Origin of the sequence: Pedobacter rhodius (assembly GCF_027213645.1) — a bacterium.
GTDB lineage: Bacteria > Bacteroidota > Bacteroidia > Sphingobacteriales > Sphingobacteriaceae > Pedobacter > Pedobacter rhodius.
In genome coordinates, this window is the sequence record NZ_JAPWGL010000002.1 from 411,086 (window position 1) to 426,014 (window position 14,929).

General features: G+C 38.3%; 14 protein-coding genes. 6 read left to right on the forward strand and 8 right to left on the reverse strand.

Going from position 1 to position 14,929, the window contains the following annotated elements:
* Positions 1-42: 42 nt before the first annotated feature.
* The 4 genes from O0931_RS07275 (at position 43) to O0931_RS07290 (ending at position 3,533) form a co-directional block, all read left to right on the forward strand.
* Complete coding sequence (locus O0931_RS07275; RefSeq protein WP_269414899.1) at positions 43-534, forward strand: YajQ family cyclic di-GMP-binding protein; 492 nt, start codon at positions 43-45, stop codon at positions 532-534.
* A gap of 122 nt (positions 535-656) precedes the next feature.
* Positions 657-1,103, forward strand: coding sequence for a GNAT family N-acetyltransferase (locus O0931_RS07280; protein WP_269414900.1), 447 nt, complete (start codon positions 657-659; stop codon positions 1,101-1,103).
* A 71-nt stretch (positions 1,104-1,174) separates the two neighbouring features.
* Positions 1,175-1,768: a DUF4142 domain-containing protein gene (locus tag O0931_RS07285; protein WP_269414901.1), complete on the forward strand. Its 594-nt coding sequence runs from the start codon at positions 1,175-1,177 to the stop codon at positions 1,766-1,768.
* A 154-nt stretch (positions 1,769-1,922) separates the two neighbouring features.
* A complete protein-coding gene (locus O0931_RS07290) occupies positions 1,923-3,533 on the forward strand; it encodes a S8 family peptidase (protein WP_269414902.1) in 1,611 nt (536 codons plus the stop codon).
* Positions 3,534-3,602: 69 nt separating this feature from the next.
* Here the strand turns inward: O0931_RS07290 and O0931_RS07295 are convergent, their stop codons facing one another.
* From O0931_RS07295 to O0931_RS07305, 3 genes are read right to left on the reverse strand one after another with little or no spacing between them, the layout of a single operon-like run.
* Positions 3,603-5,732: a xanthine dehydrogenase family protein molybdopterin-binding subunit gene (locus O0931_RS07295; RefSeq protein ID WP_269414903.1), complete on the reverse strand. Its 2,130-nt coding sequence runs from the start codon at positions 5,730-5,732 to the stop codon at positions 3,603-3,605.
* Between the two features lies 1 nt (position 5,733).
* On the reverse strand, positions 5,734-6,717 hold the full coding sequence (locus O0931_RS07300) for an FAD binding domain-containing protein (RefSeq protein WP_269414904.1): 984 nt from the start codon (positions 6,715-6,717) through the stop codon (positions 5,734-5,736).
* A complete protein-coding gene (locus O0931_RS07305) occupies positions 6,714-7,337 on the reverse strand; it encodes a (2Fe-2S)-binding protein (RefSeq protein WP_269414905.1) in 624 nt (207 codons plus the stop codon). The genes O0931_RS07300 and O0931_RS07305 overlap by 4 nt, the downstream gene beginning before the upstream one ends.
* Before the next feature lie 229 nt (positions 7,338-7,566).
* Here O0931_RS07305 and O0931_RS07310 point away from each other — a divergent pair, with 229 nt between their 5' ends.
* Positions 7,567-8,214 (forward strand): YceH family protein, encoded by a 648-nt coding sequence (locus O0931_RS07310; RefSeq protein WP_269414906.1) that lies wholly within the window; start codon positions 7,567-7,569, stop codon positions 8,212-8,214.
* Positions 8,215-8,389: 175 nt separating this feature from the next.
* Here O0931_RS07310 and O0931_RS07315 read toward each other — a convergent pair whose 3' ends face one another.
* The 5 genes from O0931_RS07315 to O0931_RS07335 form a co-directional block, all read right to left on the reverse strand.
* Positions 8,390-9,052, reverse strand: a complete 663-nt coding sequence (locus tag O0931_RS07315; RefSeq protein ID WP_269414907.1) for a CoA transferase subunit B — start codon at positions 9,050-9,052, stop codon at positions 8,390-8,392.
* 172 nt (positions 9,053-9,224) lie between these two features.
* The gene (locus O0931_RS07320) at positions 9,225-9,926 is read right to left on the reverse strand and encodes a CoA transferase subunit A (protein WP_269414908.1); all 702 of its coding nucleotides are present in this window, start codon (positions 9,924-9,926) and stop codon (positions 9,225-9,227) included.
* 312 nt (positions 9,927-10,238) lie between these two features.
* Complete coding sequence (locus O0931_RS07325) at positions 10,239-11,321, reverse strand: PQQ-dependent sugar dehydrogenase (RefSeq protein ID WP_269414909.1); 1,083 nt, start codon at positions 11,319-11,321, stop codon at positions 10,239-10,241.
* 69 nt (positions 11,322-11,390) lie between these two features.
* On the reverse strand, positions 11,391-13,769 hold the full coding sequence (locus O0931_RS07330) for an endonuclease MutS2 (protein WP_269414910.1): 2,379 nt from the start codon (positions 13,767-13,769) through the stop codon (positions 11,391-11,393).
* Position 13,770: 1 nt separating this feature from the next.
* Positions 13,771-14,088, reverse strand: coding sequence for a DUF4296 domain-containing protein (locus O0931_RS07335; RefSeq protein ID WP_269414911.1), 318 nt, complete (start codon positions 14,086-14,088; stop codon positions 13,771-13,773).
* A gap of 132 nt (positions 14,089-14,220) precedes the next feature.
* Here O0931_RS07335 and O0931_RS07340 point away from each other — a divergent pair, with 132 nt between their 5' ends.
* Positions 14,221-14,922, forward strand: a complete 702-nt coding sequence (locus tag O0931_RS07340; protein WP_269414912.1) for a YggS family pyridoxal phosphate-dependent enzyme — start codon at positions 14,221-14,223, stop codon at positions 14,920-14,922.
* Positions 14,923-14,929: the final 7 nt, after the last annotated feature.

Genomic DNA, 14,929 nt, shown 5'->3' on the forward strand with positions numbered 1-14,929 from the left:
ATCTATTAAATCTACTTATTTTTTTACTTTAAAGCTAAAAACATGCCTTCTTTTGATATTGTGAGTAAAGTTGATGCGCAAACACTAGACAATGCGATTAACAACGCCAAAAAGGAAATTTTAAACCGATTTGACTTTAATGGCTCAAAGAGCACCATCGATTTGGATAAAAAGACGAATGTTATTACCATCGTTACTGAAGATGACATGCGTTTAAAAGCGATTGAAGGCTCTATTATTTCCAGAATGATGAAACAAAATTTAGACCCGAAAAGTTTGGATTTCGGAGATGAACAACAAGCATCAGGAAATATGATTCGCAAGGAAATCAGTATCAAAGAAGGTTTGGATAAAGAAGCTGCGAAAAAAGTTGTTGCGAAAATCAAAACAAGTGGTTTAAAAGTTCAACCCTCTATTATGGATGACCAGGTTCGGGTGACCGCAAAAAAAATTGATGATTTGCAAGCCGTAATTAATCTTTGCCGCAATGAAGATTTTGGCCAGCCACTGCAATACATCAATATGCGTAATTAAGGCTTTCGTTAATCGTTTTTCGTTATCCGCTATTGTTCATTGATCAGTTTTATAAACCCACCCACCATACATCAGCCATTGTCCATCTTATATCACCCATAAACCACTTTACATCTTTAGCTATGGAAATAAGTGAAAACGGATTTATATTTTCTGACAATAAGGAGCTTATAAAAATTGACGCTGTTCATCATTATTTGAGCGAAGTGTCGTACTGGGCAAAAAACATTCCTTTAGAAACTGTAAAAAAATCCATCGAAAATTCACTTTGTTTTGGCATTTATAAAGATAATGAACAGGTGGGTTTCGCCCGCTGGGTAACTGACAAGGCAACTTTTGCTTATCTGTGCGATGTCTATGTGGCGCAACAGTATCGTGGCTTGGGTTTAGCTAAAAAATTAATGGCTTTCATGATTTTTCATCCTGATTTACAAGGCTTACGACGTTATCAGCTGACAACTTTAGATGCGCACGAATTATATCGTCAGTTTGGTTTTTCAGCGTTAAAAAATCCGGAAAGGCAAATGGCGATTGTAACTGAAAATATTTACAGCGCAAGAAAAGATTAAATCCTACGCTAATCTATAAAAAAACCTTTTGCAAGCTTTCTTGTTTTCTAATCAAACGAAATAGAAAACAAATGAAAAAGATATTTTTAGGTTTAGCCTTTTCTGCAGCAATTACTTTTCAGGCCTGCCAAAGCGCAGATAAGAAATCTTCAACAACAAAAGATAGCGTATCTGGAGACACCACCATGGTTAATGGCGTTCATGTTACCGGTTCGGAGAGTACCGAAGCTTCTCTAGATGAAGAAGGCGCTACATTTTTAAAGAAAGCTGCAGCTGGAGGAATTATGGAAGTTGAAGCCGCAAAAATTGCACTAACGAATGCGAAAAGTGCTGATGTTAAAAATTTTGCGCAGCAAATGCTTACCGACCATACCAAAGCAAATAAGGAGTTGAAAGAATTAGCGGCAAAAAAGAAAATTATTACACCTGATGCCTTACCTGCCGAAGATCAGATTCATGTCGATGCAATGAAAAAGATGACCGGAACCGAATTCGACAAACATTATATCGCCATGATGGTAACCGACCATGAAAAAACAGTTAAGCTGTTTGAACAGGGTAAACAAAATAAAGACACCGATTTAAAGACCTGGGCAACAAAAACCCTGAATGTAATCGAAGGACATACTGCTAAAGCAAAAGAAATTGCCTTAGCAATGAAATAACCAACACGATTATAAATTTCAAAGCAGGATTCGTTTAATAACGGATGCTGCTTTTTTTTGATTAAAATGTTCGTATAACATCATTTTTAAATGTGCTTTTCTATTTTGAAGAAAATTAAAGTTATATTTTGCCGTTAAATACAAAAAATTACAAATGAACAAGCATAAAATTTTTAAAGTCCTACTTACTACGGCTGTTATTTCAATGCCATTTATTGCCGATGCTCAAAAAGCGAACTGGCAAAATCTCGATTTAAAAACTGATTCTGTGTTTGGAATCAGCACCGAAAAAGCATATAAGGAACTCCTTAAAGGTAAAAAATCGACACGAGTTATTGTTGCAGTTAATGATGGCGGTGTGGATAATCAGCACGAAGATTTGAAGCGGATTATGTGGGTTAATCCGAAAGAAACAGCAGGAAACGGAAAGGATGATGATAAAAATGGTTATATAGATGACATTAATGGCTGGAATTTTATTGGCGGTCCAAAAGGTTCTGTTGACCATGAAACGCTTGAATTAACCCGTTTGGTTCGCAGGGATATGGCAAGGTTCGCCAACACAACTGATGCAAACGTGACTGAAAAAGATAAAAAAGAGTATGAAGCTTTTAAAGTTATGCGCTCTGATTTAGAAAAGCAGCTCGGCGAAGCCAATGCAAATCTGGCTGGATTATCAGGCTTTAAAAATGCTTTAGATGCCGTAGTTAAAAAAATAGGCAAGACAAACCCAACGGCAGAAGATTTTGCGAAATTCAAACCGGAATCAAACGCCGATGCACGCATTCAGGAAGTATTAGCTGAAGAACTAAAAAAAGGGAGCTTTGCCGATTTTTATGAAGACCAGATTACTGAAGGTGTAAAATATTATTCAGAAAAGGCCAATTATAATTTAAACCTGGATTATAACCCGCGTGATATTGTTGGTGACGATCCGAATAACGATAAAGAAAAGTTCTACGGCAATAATGACGTAAAAGGTCCGGATGCTATGCATGGTTCTCATGTTGCGGGTATTATAGCTGCTGATAGAACCAATAAGCTCGGTATAAATGGTGTGGCCGATAATGTATTAATTATGGGCGTTCGCTGTACACCAAACGGTGATGAACGCGATAAAGATGTTGCAAATTCTATCCGCTATGCGGTTGATAACGGCGCAAAAGTAATTAATATGAGTTTTGGTAAAGCTTATAGCTGGGATAAAGCCGTGGTTAATGAAGCCATGAAATATGCAGCTTCAAAAGATGTATTAATTGTTCAGGCGGCCGGCAATGAAAATAAAGATATTGATACAGAGAACAATTTCCCTAACCACAAAGATTTAGATGAGAAAACCATTGCTTCATGGATTACCGTTGGTGCGTCTGGGCCTAAAGATGATGAAAACCTAAAGGCAAGTTTTTCAAATTTTGGTAAAACTCAGGTCGATGTTTTTGCACCTGGTGTTCAGATTTATTCAACCGTTCCGGGTTCAAAATATAAAAATTTAGATGGTACAAGTATGGCTTCGCCGGTTGTTGCGGGTTTAGCCGGCTTAATTCGTTCTTATTACCCAAAATTAACGGCAGCCCAGGTTAAAGAAATTATTGTGAAATCTGTGGTTAAGGTAAACCACAATGTTTCATACAAAAAAGGAGAAGGTGAAGATGCACCAAAAGTGTCTGTTCCTTTTGCTGATTTATCCATTAGTGGCGGAATTGTTAATGCTTACAATGCATTAAAACTGGCTGCTACATATGATGGTAAAACGACAACTAAATAATTAAAAATATCTGTTAAAATACAAAGGTCGAATTTCAGTTGAAATTCGACCTTTGTATTTTTTTTTGTTTTAAGATGTGGCTAAAATCTTATCCGGCGTTATCGGCAAAGTTCTGATTCTTTTGCCTGTTGCGTTAAAAACCGCATTTGCTACAGCGGCTGAGAAACCAATTAAAGCAATTTCTCCCATTCCTTTAGCGCCCATCGGATTTATATATGGATCTGGTTTATTAATGAAATGAACTTCAATTTCAGGAATATCTGCATTAACAGGAACATGGTAATCAGCAAAATTATTGTTGATGTATCGTCCATAACGATGATCTATAATAGATTCTTCCGTTAAAGCCATACCAACACCACCAACAGCACCTCCAACCATTTGGCTTCTGGCCGTTTTCGGACTTACAATAGTTCCTGAATCACCAACTGAAACAATTTTATCAACCTTAACAACACCGGTTAAACTATGCACTTTTACTTTCACAAAGTGGATGGAAAACGAATACATTGAATAATCCTCCCTTTCTTTTCCTGCCTGGCTCTGCTTGGTTACCTCAATTGATGGAAGGTTATTTTTCTTTAGCACATCAATAAAATTTGAAGTGGCATCCATATTTGAGTTTGCAGCAAGTTCGGCTATGGTCGATTTCAGGGCAACACAAACATCATTTACTGCAGAACCAACGGTGGAAAGTGTAGCGGAACCACCCTGACTTGGTGCTGGAGGCAATGAAGAATCGCCCAGTTCGAACTTAATCTTATCATTGGGAATCCCCAACAACTTGCTCGCAATAAGTGTCATTCCGGTTCCTGTACCAGGTCCGATATCACTGGTTGCACTTTGCAAAACCAAAGTTCCATCGGCTTTTAAAATACCTTTCACGCTTGCTCTGCCCCTGTTTGCGTTAAACACACCGATACTTACGCCATAACCGCTCTTCCATTGACCATTTACCAGACTACCGGGTTTATTTTTTCTTTCGCTCCAGCCAATTTTTCCGGAACCTATGCGATAGGCCTCTTTTATATTCTTATCGGAAAATGGCTTATTTCTTTGCTGGTCTTTTTCAGGGTCGTTTTTAATTCGAAATTCAAGCGGATCCATATCTAAAGCATGGGCCATTTCATCAATCGCACTTTCTAAAGCAAATGCACCGGTTGCCTCTCCCGGCCCGCGCATCCAGATGGGCACACCTAAATCTACAGGAACAACGGTATACCGTGTATTTACATTATCGCATTGGTACATAAACTTGGCCATATTAACGACACCTTCAGTAAAATTTTCATAAACGGAAGTCTCGCCGAAAGCACTGTGTGTAATACCTGTTAATTTACCATCTTTATTTGCGCCGAGTCCAATGGTTTGTACCGCCGCCGGACGATTTCCAACCATGGTAAACATTTGCATCCTGGTAATCACCAGTTTTACAGGCTTAGCGACATGTTTCGAAGCCATTATCGTAGCAATTTCCAACGACCAGGTTCTTAAAGCCATACCAAAACCGCCACCCACAAATTCAGAATTTACTTGAATATTTTCGATTGGGATTTTAAAAACATTAGCAATTGTACCTTGTGTAGCTTTTACCCCTTGCGTTTTTGCATAAACCATAACCTGGTTATTTGGCCGCCAATCGGCAATAATTCCATGTAATTCCATCGGATTATGTGTTTCAATCGGCAGATGATATTTAGCCTCTATCATTACTTCTGCTGATTTATAAGCGTCTTCAACACCACGCTTGTAATCTGGCTGACCTTGTAATTTTTTTGCTTTTGCATCGCTAACTGCTTTTTCGAAATCAGTATTGAAATCTTCTTTTGCATAAGTTGCCTTTACTAATGAGGCGGCGTAAGTAGCCCTTTCAAATGTATTTGCAACAACCATCGCAATTGGCTGACCATTATAAAATACTTTATCGGTATAGAAGATCTTCATTGCCGGACCACCCTCCTGCTCGTAAGCCGGCGCCGATGGCTTATTTAAATGGGATAATACAGAAATCACCCCGGGTGCTTTTTCCGCAGCTTTGGTATCTAATGAAGTGATTTTGCCCTTGGTAATGGTACTTGTTACTAAAACACCATAAGTTAAACCAGGCAATTCGTATTCTGCAAAATATTTAGCTTTTCCGGTAACCTTGTAAATGCCGTCTACCCGGTCATTTTCATCTTTTAAAACTCGTTTTTCCATGTTACGCTTTAGATTTCGCAATGGTTAATGCTTCAATAATTGTATTTGGAGCCATCTGGAGTTTGAAATCATTTTCCCCGAAGCCTTTAGCACCAGTCATTGCTAATTTTGCGGCCTGTTCAAAGTTTTCAATTGTTGCCTCTTTTCCTCTCAGGAAATTTTCAGATGCAGTTAATCGCCAGGGTTTATGTGCTACGCCACCCATGGCCAGACGCACGTCGGTTATTTTATGGTTAGAAATTTCCAATCCTGCGGCGACAGAGACTAAGGCAAAAGCATACGATGCCCTATCTCTAACTTTTAAATAATGAGCGTTTACCGTTAAATTATTTAAAGGAATTTCCAAACGGATAATCATTTCATCTGCTTTTAAATTGTTGTCCAGCTGCGGTGTATCTCCTGCTAAACGATGAAAATCTTTAAATAAAATTTTACGTTCTGCTTTAGGACCAGCCAATACAACAACGGCATCTAAAGCAGCTAAAGCGACACACATATCACTGGGATGAACTGCGATGCAATTATCAGATGTAGCAAAAATAGCATGCATTCTATTAAAACCTCCGATTGCACCACAACCAGAGCCAGGCTTGCGTTTATTACATGGCATTTCGGTATCGTAGAAATAGCCACAACGTGTACGCTGCATCATATTTCCGCCTACAGTAGCCACATTTCTGAGCTGTGCAGAAGCACCTGCGTTTAACGCCATTGCCAATAAAGGAAGTTTTTCCTTAATCAATTCATTTTCTGCTACAGCTGTGTTTGAAGCTAACGCACCAATTATAATTTTATCGCCAACAAGCTCAATCTGCTTTAAAGGAACGTGATTGATATCGATAAGTTTTTCAGGCGCTGAAACGCCTCTCTTCATCAAATCAATAAGGTTGGTTCCACCTGCAATAAACTTGGCGTTTTTATCTTTTAGCAATAAAGCCAAAGCTGATTTTTTAGAACTTGTTCTGAGGTATTGAAAGTTTATCATGCTTTATTTCCTCCTTTCGAAACCTCAACTATTGCATCAACTATATTGGGATAAGCACCACATCTACAAATATTTCCACTCATATATTCACTGATTTCTGCTCTTGAGTTTGTATGTCCTTCTTTAACACAAGCTACTGCCGACATAATTTGTCCAGGCGTGCAGTAACCACATTGGAAACCATCGTGTTTAATAAATGCTGCCTGCATTGGGTGTAATTCTTCACCGTTAGCCAGGCCTTCAATTGTTGTAATTTTCTTGCCTTCATTCATCACAGCCAAACTCAAACAAGAATTAACCCTTTCTCCATCCACATGCACCGTACAGGCACCACACTGCCCGTGATCGCAACCTTTTTTTGTTCCAGTTAAATGGAGTTCTTCACGCAAATAATCTAAAAGGGTTACTCTTGGCTCAATTGACGTTTTATACGCTTTATTATTCACGGTCAGGTTTAACGGAATTTTTTCAAAAAGTTCTGCGAACCGTTCATCGACCTGGTTTTCAGCAGCTTTAAGCGCAACAGAAGGTGTTAAAGCGACAGCTGTTATCAGTGAGCTTTTCTTTAAGAAGTCTCTCCTGGTATCGCCCTGATTTGATTCCTTATCAGATGATTGCATAAAATATGTTTTTATTTGTTGTTCCTCTAAGTTCGTTATTCTAAAATGTAAAATCCTGCGATTTATAAATTTAGAATAATTCTATTGAGTAATATTTATGTACCTGTTTTTGAATAAGTATATTATAAGCTTTATCATACTGAATTTTTAATTCCGTATAATGGAAAGATGATTAGGAAGAATAACAAAATAATTTCCAAAATGTAAACTCAATTTCTATTTTTAGCCTATGGAAGATATTAAGCCGCTACCCGATTTATCAGCAGAAGAACAGCGTGTATTAGGTTCGTTAATTGAAAAAAGCCGGACCACACCCGATTATTACCCGATGACTTTAAATAGTTTAACAGCAGCCTGTAATCAAAAAAGCTCGAGAAATCCGGTTGTAAATTACGATGACGAAACGGTTAACTTAACGCTAAACTCGCTTAAAATAAAAGGTTTAATATCAACTGCTACAGGAGGTTCGAGCAGGGTAATTAAATACAAACATAACCTGGGAATTGTTTATCCGCTGGTACCATCCGAACTTTCCATACTATGCCTTTTACTTTTACGCGGACCATTAACTCCGGGTGAAATTAACAGCAATTCGGGACGGCTTTATGAATTTGACAGCATAGAAGAAGTTTTAGAACAACTACAAAAACTCTCTGAAGAAGAACCGGCCTATGTTAAGCAGTTACCTAAAAAAGCAGGGCAAAAAGAGGCCAGATTTATTCATCTATTAGGTCAGCAGGCAGAAGAAAGTTCAGCTGAACAAGAAATACCTGTCAGGCATGCTGCAGATGGTTCAGCATTAGAAAGCCGTATTACGAAATTAGAACAGGAGCTGGAAGAATTAAAAGAATTAGTAAATCTGCTGATGGATAAATAATTAGTCTGAGTGTTCTTCATAATTCAATCCAATCATCAACCAATTCGCCTTTTTTTGTTCTTTGCGAATTTAACGCTGAAAGTTGGCTTTTAGAGTAAGAATGGGTAAGCACTTCCTCATCTATCGCATTAAGATTCCCACCTGAGTGGAAAAGACGGTTTGAGCAGTTGAAGTATTAATTCAATTTCATTTCAGGTATGTCGCCCTCGATAAGCAATCTTCCTAAAGTAGATTGTTTAATAAAATCGACACTTACACCTGGTGCCCGTTCCAGTAGTTTGAAGCCGCCTTCCGGTAAAACATCCATAACAGCAAGTTCGGTCACGATTTTTTTAATGCATTTCACACCAGTTAACGGCAAGGTACATTTCGGCAATAATTTACTTTCCCCGGCTTTATTTACATGCTGCATGGCAACGATAATATTCTTGGCTGATGCCACTAAATCCATTGCGCCACCCATTCCTTTAACCATTTTACCCGGAATTTTCCAGTTTGCAATATCACCGTTTTCAGAAACTTCCATTGCACCTAATATGGTTAAATCTACTTTCTGCGCCCGAATCATTCCAAAACTCATGGCCGAATCAAATATGGATGAACCCGGCAGGGTCGTGATGGTTTGTTTGCCGGCGTTAATTAAGTCGGCATCTTCTTCGCCTTCAAAAGGAAACGGGCCCATACCTAACAAGCCGTTTTCCGATTGCAATACGATATTGATGTCTTTCGGTATATAGTTTGCAACCAGGGTTGGAATACCGATGCCCAGGTTTACATAATAACCATCTTTTATTTCTTTAGCAATGCGCTGTGCAATTTCTTCTTTTGAGAATGACATAGTTAAATGAGCAATTTTGAAAAAGTGATTTGGATAATTGTTTAATTGTTTACAGACCAAGGTTAACGGCTATGCGAAACAATAATTTTTGATTAAAAACAATGACTATTGAACGAATGACCAATAAACGAATAACGCATGACGAATAACCAATGAACTAATGACAAATGAACTAATGAACTTTCCTGACAGTTCTTTGCTCAATTCTTTTCTCATAATCTTTTCCCTGAAAAATTCTATGAACATAAATTCCCGGCGTATGGATATAATCTGGGTCTAATTCGCCTGCTTCAACCAGTTCTTCTACTTCAGCAATTGTAATTTTTCCTGCCATTGCCATTACCGGATTAAAATTCCGGCTGGTCGAACGGAAAATTAAATTACCGGCGGTATCCCCTTTCCAGGCCTTAACTAGAGCAAAATCCGCATCAAAGGCGTATTCCATTAAATAATCTTTTCCATCAAAATTTCTGATCTCTTTGCCTTCAGCTACCTCCGTTCCAACCCCTGCGGGTGTAAAAATTGCAGGCATTCCATAACCTGCAGCTAAACATCTGGTGGCTAATGTCCCCTGCGGAATTAAATCTACTTCGAGCTCTCCGCTTAAAAGTTGTCTTTCAAATTCAGCATTCTCACCTACATATGATGAAATCATTTTTTTTACCTGGCGTTGCTTCAGCATTAATCCGATCCCAAAATCATCTACTCCGGCATTATTTGAAATACAAGTTAAATCTTTGATTTGTTTATCGACCAGGGCATTGATGCAATTTTCAGGAATGCCACACAAACCGAAACCGCCTAACATAAGCGTAGCACCATCAGGAATATCGCGGATGGCTTCTTCCGCCCCTGATACAACTTTGTTTATCATCTTTATGAATCTTGGTTAGGCCGCTAAATTACATAAAGCATACAGCTTTTTAAAACATTAGTGGAAATCGATCGGTTAAAAAATATGCAACACCTTTAAAGAATAACGATTTGGAATTAATCTAAATAACATTACCTTTGTATTGAGATGTTTAACGAAAGAGATAACGAGGATTTCCGCATACCAACAGACCCCGAATTACAAAAGGGAATGGGTTTTATATTCAGCTGTACAGCCGAGCACAAAAAATGCTGTGAAAAATATAAAAAAGGAAAACGCTGTAAAAAATGTCCTGGTAAGGATAAAAAATAGCTATTTATAAATTTCTATAATTTTATCGTCGTTGCCATTACTGGTACAAACATATATTTTCCCTTCAGGTGATATGCAAACATCTCTCATCCGACCATAAGCATTCACATAAAAATCTTTAGTCCCATCAATTTTTGTTTGTGCATTATCCAGTTTAAGCTGCATTAGTTTTGTATTTTTCAATACCGCAAGCAATAACGAATTTTTAAATTGTGGAATATAATCAGAATTATAATAAGCCACACCGCTTGGTGCAATTGTTGGCGTCCAGATAATTAATGGTCCAGCAATGCTGTTTGCGGAGCAAAAAGATTGTTCACCCGCTTCATCACAAAAACCTTTTATATTTGGCCAGCCATAGTTTCTGCCTTTTTCAATAATGTTAATTTCGTCATCAGAGTCAGGTCCGTGTTCCGAAGAAAAAATTTTGCTTCCTACCTGAACTAAACCTTGCGGATTACGATGTCCGTAAGACCAAACCGGGTTATTGGCATACGGATTATCTGAAGGGATGGTTCCGTCTAGATTTACCCGGAGAATTTTTCCGGAGGTGGAGTTTACATTTTGAGGTGTATTGGTATCCGAAGCATCGCCTGTAGATATGAACAGCTTTCCCCCTGAAATTAATAATCTTGAACCGTTGTGTGTCGAAGAAGCGCCTATATTATCAATTATTGTGAGCGGGCTGTTAAGCGCGCCGCCAGAATAAGTGTAACGAACAATTTTTTCCTTATAACTGCTTCCGTAATTATAGGCAACGTACACCCACGGATTAGTGGAAAAGTCGGGATTTAACGCAATTCCAAGTAAGCCGCCTTCACCATTTTCGCGAACTTCAGAAATGGTTAGCAAAGCTGAAATTTGTCCGGTTGAAGGATTTAACCGGCTAATTTTACCGCCTCTTTCGGTAAACCAGATAAAATTATCAGGGCCGTATACCATACCCCATGGAAACCTTAAACCTGAAACCACTACTCTGTTTTTTAATTCAACATCGGGCAGGTTTCCGTTGTCATTACTATTATTCTTTTTGCAGGTTGTAAATAGCAGGAGTACAACAAGGCAGGTAAAAATTGTTTTCATAATCGTAACGTTTTAAGTATAACAACGTTACAGGCATATGGTTTTAACCGGCAGGTATATAGCGGCGTACTAATTCAAATAAACGTAAGTAATGCCATCACCACCCCTATCCGGATGTTCATCTTCCATTCGGTTAACCTGGCTGTATTTCTTAAGGTATTCCCGAATCATTTTTCTTAAAATACCATCGCCCTTTCCGTGAATTAGTTTTATAGAGGGAAAACCTAACATAATGGCCTTATCCAGGTATTTTTCAACCTCAAATAAAGCATCTTCAGTACGCTTGCCACGAAGATCCAATTCTGCCCTGAATCCTGAAACGGCTTCATTCATTCTGCCAGCGAATGAACCGGCACTGCTTTGTGCAACCTTTTTTGCCTCTTTGTTGCTTATCTTTTGAACACGGTTCTTTTTTACATTCGAACGCAAATCACCAATAGCCAAAACCAGTTCATTCCGGTTAATTTCCAATACTGTTGCAGTAGTTTCGCTGTCAATAAACTTCACCCAGTCGCCAACCGAAATTTCTCCGCCCACGACCACAGGCTGAGGTTTTGGTTTTTCTTTCGGAATGGTATTTTTTACCAGTTCTTGCTGCAAATTCCGGCGCAATTCTTTAGTCGCAACCTTATCAGCCTGTTTTTCTTTAATCTCAGCAATTGTGTTTTCTACCAGCTTATTGGCATTTCTTATAATATTTTGAGCTTCCTGCTTAGCTTCTTTAATTAAAACGCGCCTGTTCTCGTCAAGGAATGCCCTGAGCTTTTCATTTTCAGCAACCAGGTTTTTTGCCTTATTCTGTTGATTGGCTAAGCTAACCTTGGCATCATAAATGGTTTTCTTCTCCCGTTCCAAATCAACCAGCATGGTATCCACCCGATTTTGATTTGAACCTGTTTTTTGCCTGGCAAGTTCAATCACCTCTTTAGGTAAACCAATATTCTGGGCAATTTCAAATGCGTAAGAACTTCCGGGTTTTCCCATTTCCAGAATATAAAGCGGTTTCATTTTGGCATTATCAAACAACATCGAAGCGTTTTCTAATCCCTGGGTATTACCTGCGAAAAGTTTAAGATTTGAGTAGTGGGTCGTAATTACACCCCTTACTTTTTTATTATTCAGTACTTCCAGAACAGCTTCAGCCATCGGCCCTCCAAATTGTGGATCGGTACCTGTTCCAAACTCATCAATTAAAACCATCGTTTTGGGCGATGCATGTTCAACAAAATAGCGCATTTTTTTCAAATGCGCACTGTAGGTACTTAAATCGCTTTCAATAGACTGATCATCACCAATATCGGCAAAGATGTTTTCGAAAATACCGACTTCTGAATTTGCATCAACGGGAATTAGCAATCCGGCTTGAAGCATCAGCTGTAATAAACCAACCGTTTTCATGCAAACAGATTTGCCACCTGCATTTGGCCCCGAAACCAAAACAACACGCGTTTCTGAATCGATGTGAATATTTAAAGGCGTAACCGTTTTCTTTTCGGCGGCAAAAGAGAGCATCAGTAAGGGATGCCTCGCATTTATCAGTTTAGTTTTTGGATCCTTTAATAAGCCAGGCATTTCTGCTTCAACTTCTATCGCAAACATAGCTTTGGCGCGAACAAAATCTAACTTGGTTAAAAAACCATGATAAGACAACAGCAGCGGCGAATAAGGACGCAACTCATCCGTTAGGGCAATTAATATTTTAATAATTTCCCTGCGTTTATCAAATTCTAAATCCCGGAGTTTATTATTTAGCGTAAAAACTTCTTCAGGCTCAATGTAAACCGTTTGGCCCGTTGCCGATTCATCATGAACAAAACCTTTCAGTTTCCGTTTGTTTTCGGCTAAAACCGGGATACACATTCTGCCATCACGAATGGTCAAACTTCCATCTGCAACCCAGTTATTCGCGATGGCTTGTTTATAAATGGAGTCCATCCGCTTCCGAACGTCCTGTTCAGTTTTTGAAATGGAAGCCGTTATCTCTTGTAATTCTTTCGAAGCATTAGGTTTTATTTTGCCTTTTGCATCAATTACATGTTCTATTTTACGAAGAATATTTTTTTCAATGGGTAAATGCTCAAACAAAGCTTCCAGCGTAGGGTAAACCTCTGCCCTTTCTTCAAAAAACCTAAGTACAGAAAAAACTGTTTGCAGGGATGTATAAATCTGGAACCATTCTTCCTCCTGCAAATAGGTTCCTTCAACCCTTATTTTTTCAACCAGAGACTTAATATCAAAAAAGGTATTTATCTGTAAGGGCTCCTGGTTTTGTATAATGCTTTTAAATTCATTCGTCTGGCGAAGAAATTTATCAATCTGGTCAAAGCGGTTCATCACCTGCATCTTCTGCACCATGCTTTGCCCCATCGGACTTAAACAGTGCTTACTTATCAGCTGCCTGATTTCTATAAAGCCTAAACGCTCTAAACAATTTTCGGGATATAACATATTATTTAACAGCGGGAACGACTTTTTTTGATTTTGCTATTGAATCTGCCTTTTCCATGGCCTTTTGTTGCTTGGCCAGGCGTTTGGCAATTACCTTGTACATTTCATCCAGGTCTTTTGGATGTTTATAGTAATAGGTCATGCTTTGCGCATATTTGGCAGAATCAATTCCAAATTTTTTATAAATACCTTTGTAATAGGATGCAGCTACTTTTTTTGATGAATCGAGAATTGATATGCTCGAAATGTAACCATCAGCAACATGGATATCATATAAAATATTCTGCATCTTATCCGGAGGAATAATGTTTTGCGGCATCTTAGGTTTGCAACCAGTGAATGCAGCAATGATTATTAGAACACTTATCAATCTACTCATTTCTGAATTTAAAATATTATTTATTGCCCAAATTGCGGCAAGGTTATTAATTTTACGCAAAAATAGTTATAAATGAGCATAGCTGATAATCTTAAACAATATAAAAGCGAAGTAGAATCTGATGGCGTTAAATTAATTGCAGTTTCTAAAACGCAAACCAACGAGGCTATTTTAGAGGCTTACAATGCCGGACAAAGAATTTTTGGAGAAAATCAGGTACAGGAACTGGTCGATAAACAGTCTCAGCTTCCTCAGGATATAGAGTGGCACATGATTGGCCATTTGCAAAGTAATAAGGTGAAGTATATTGCCCCTTTTATCAGCCTGATTCATGGTGTTGACAGCCTGAAATTATTACAGGAAATCAATAAACAAGCGGCTAAAAATAAACGTGTTATAGATTGTCTGCTACAAGTTTATATTGCTGAAGAAGAAACGAAATTTGGTTTGGGCCACGATGAACTAATTGAACTTCTTCGATCAGCGGAATATGCTGAATTGAAAAACATCAGGATTACAGGCTTAATGGCTATTGCAACGAACACCAAAAACGAAAAGCAGATTGCAACTGAGTTTAATGAACTAAAAGTTTTCTTTGACGGCATAAAAGCAAGTTTTTTCCGGAAAGATGATGCATTTAAGGAAATGTCGACTGGCATGAGTGCTGATTATAAAATTGCCATTGAAGAAGGCAGTACAATGGTTAGAATCGGCAGTGGAATTTTTGGCAAAAGAATTATTAAACACTTTAAAGCTGATATTTCGGCGAATTAATTTAACA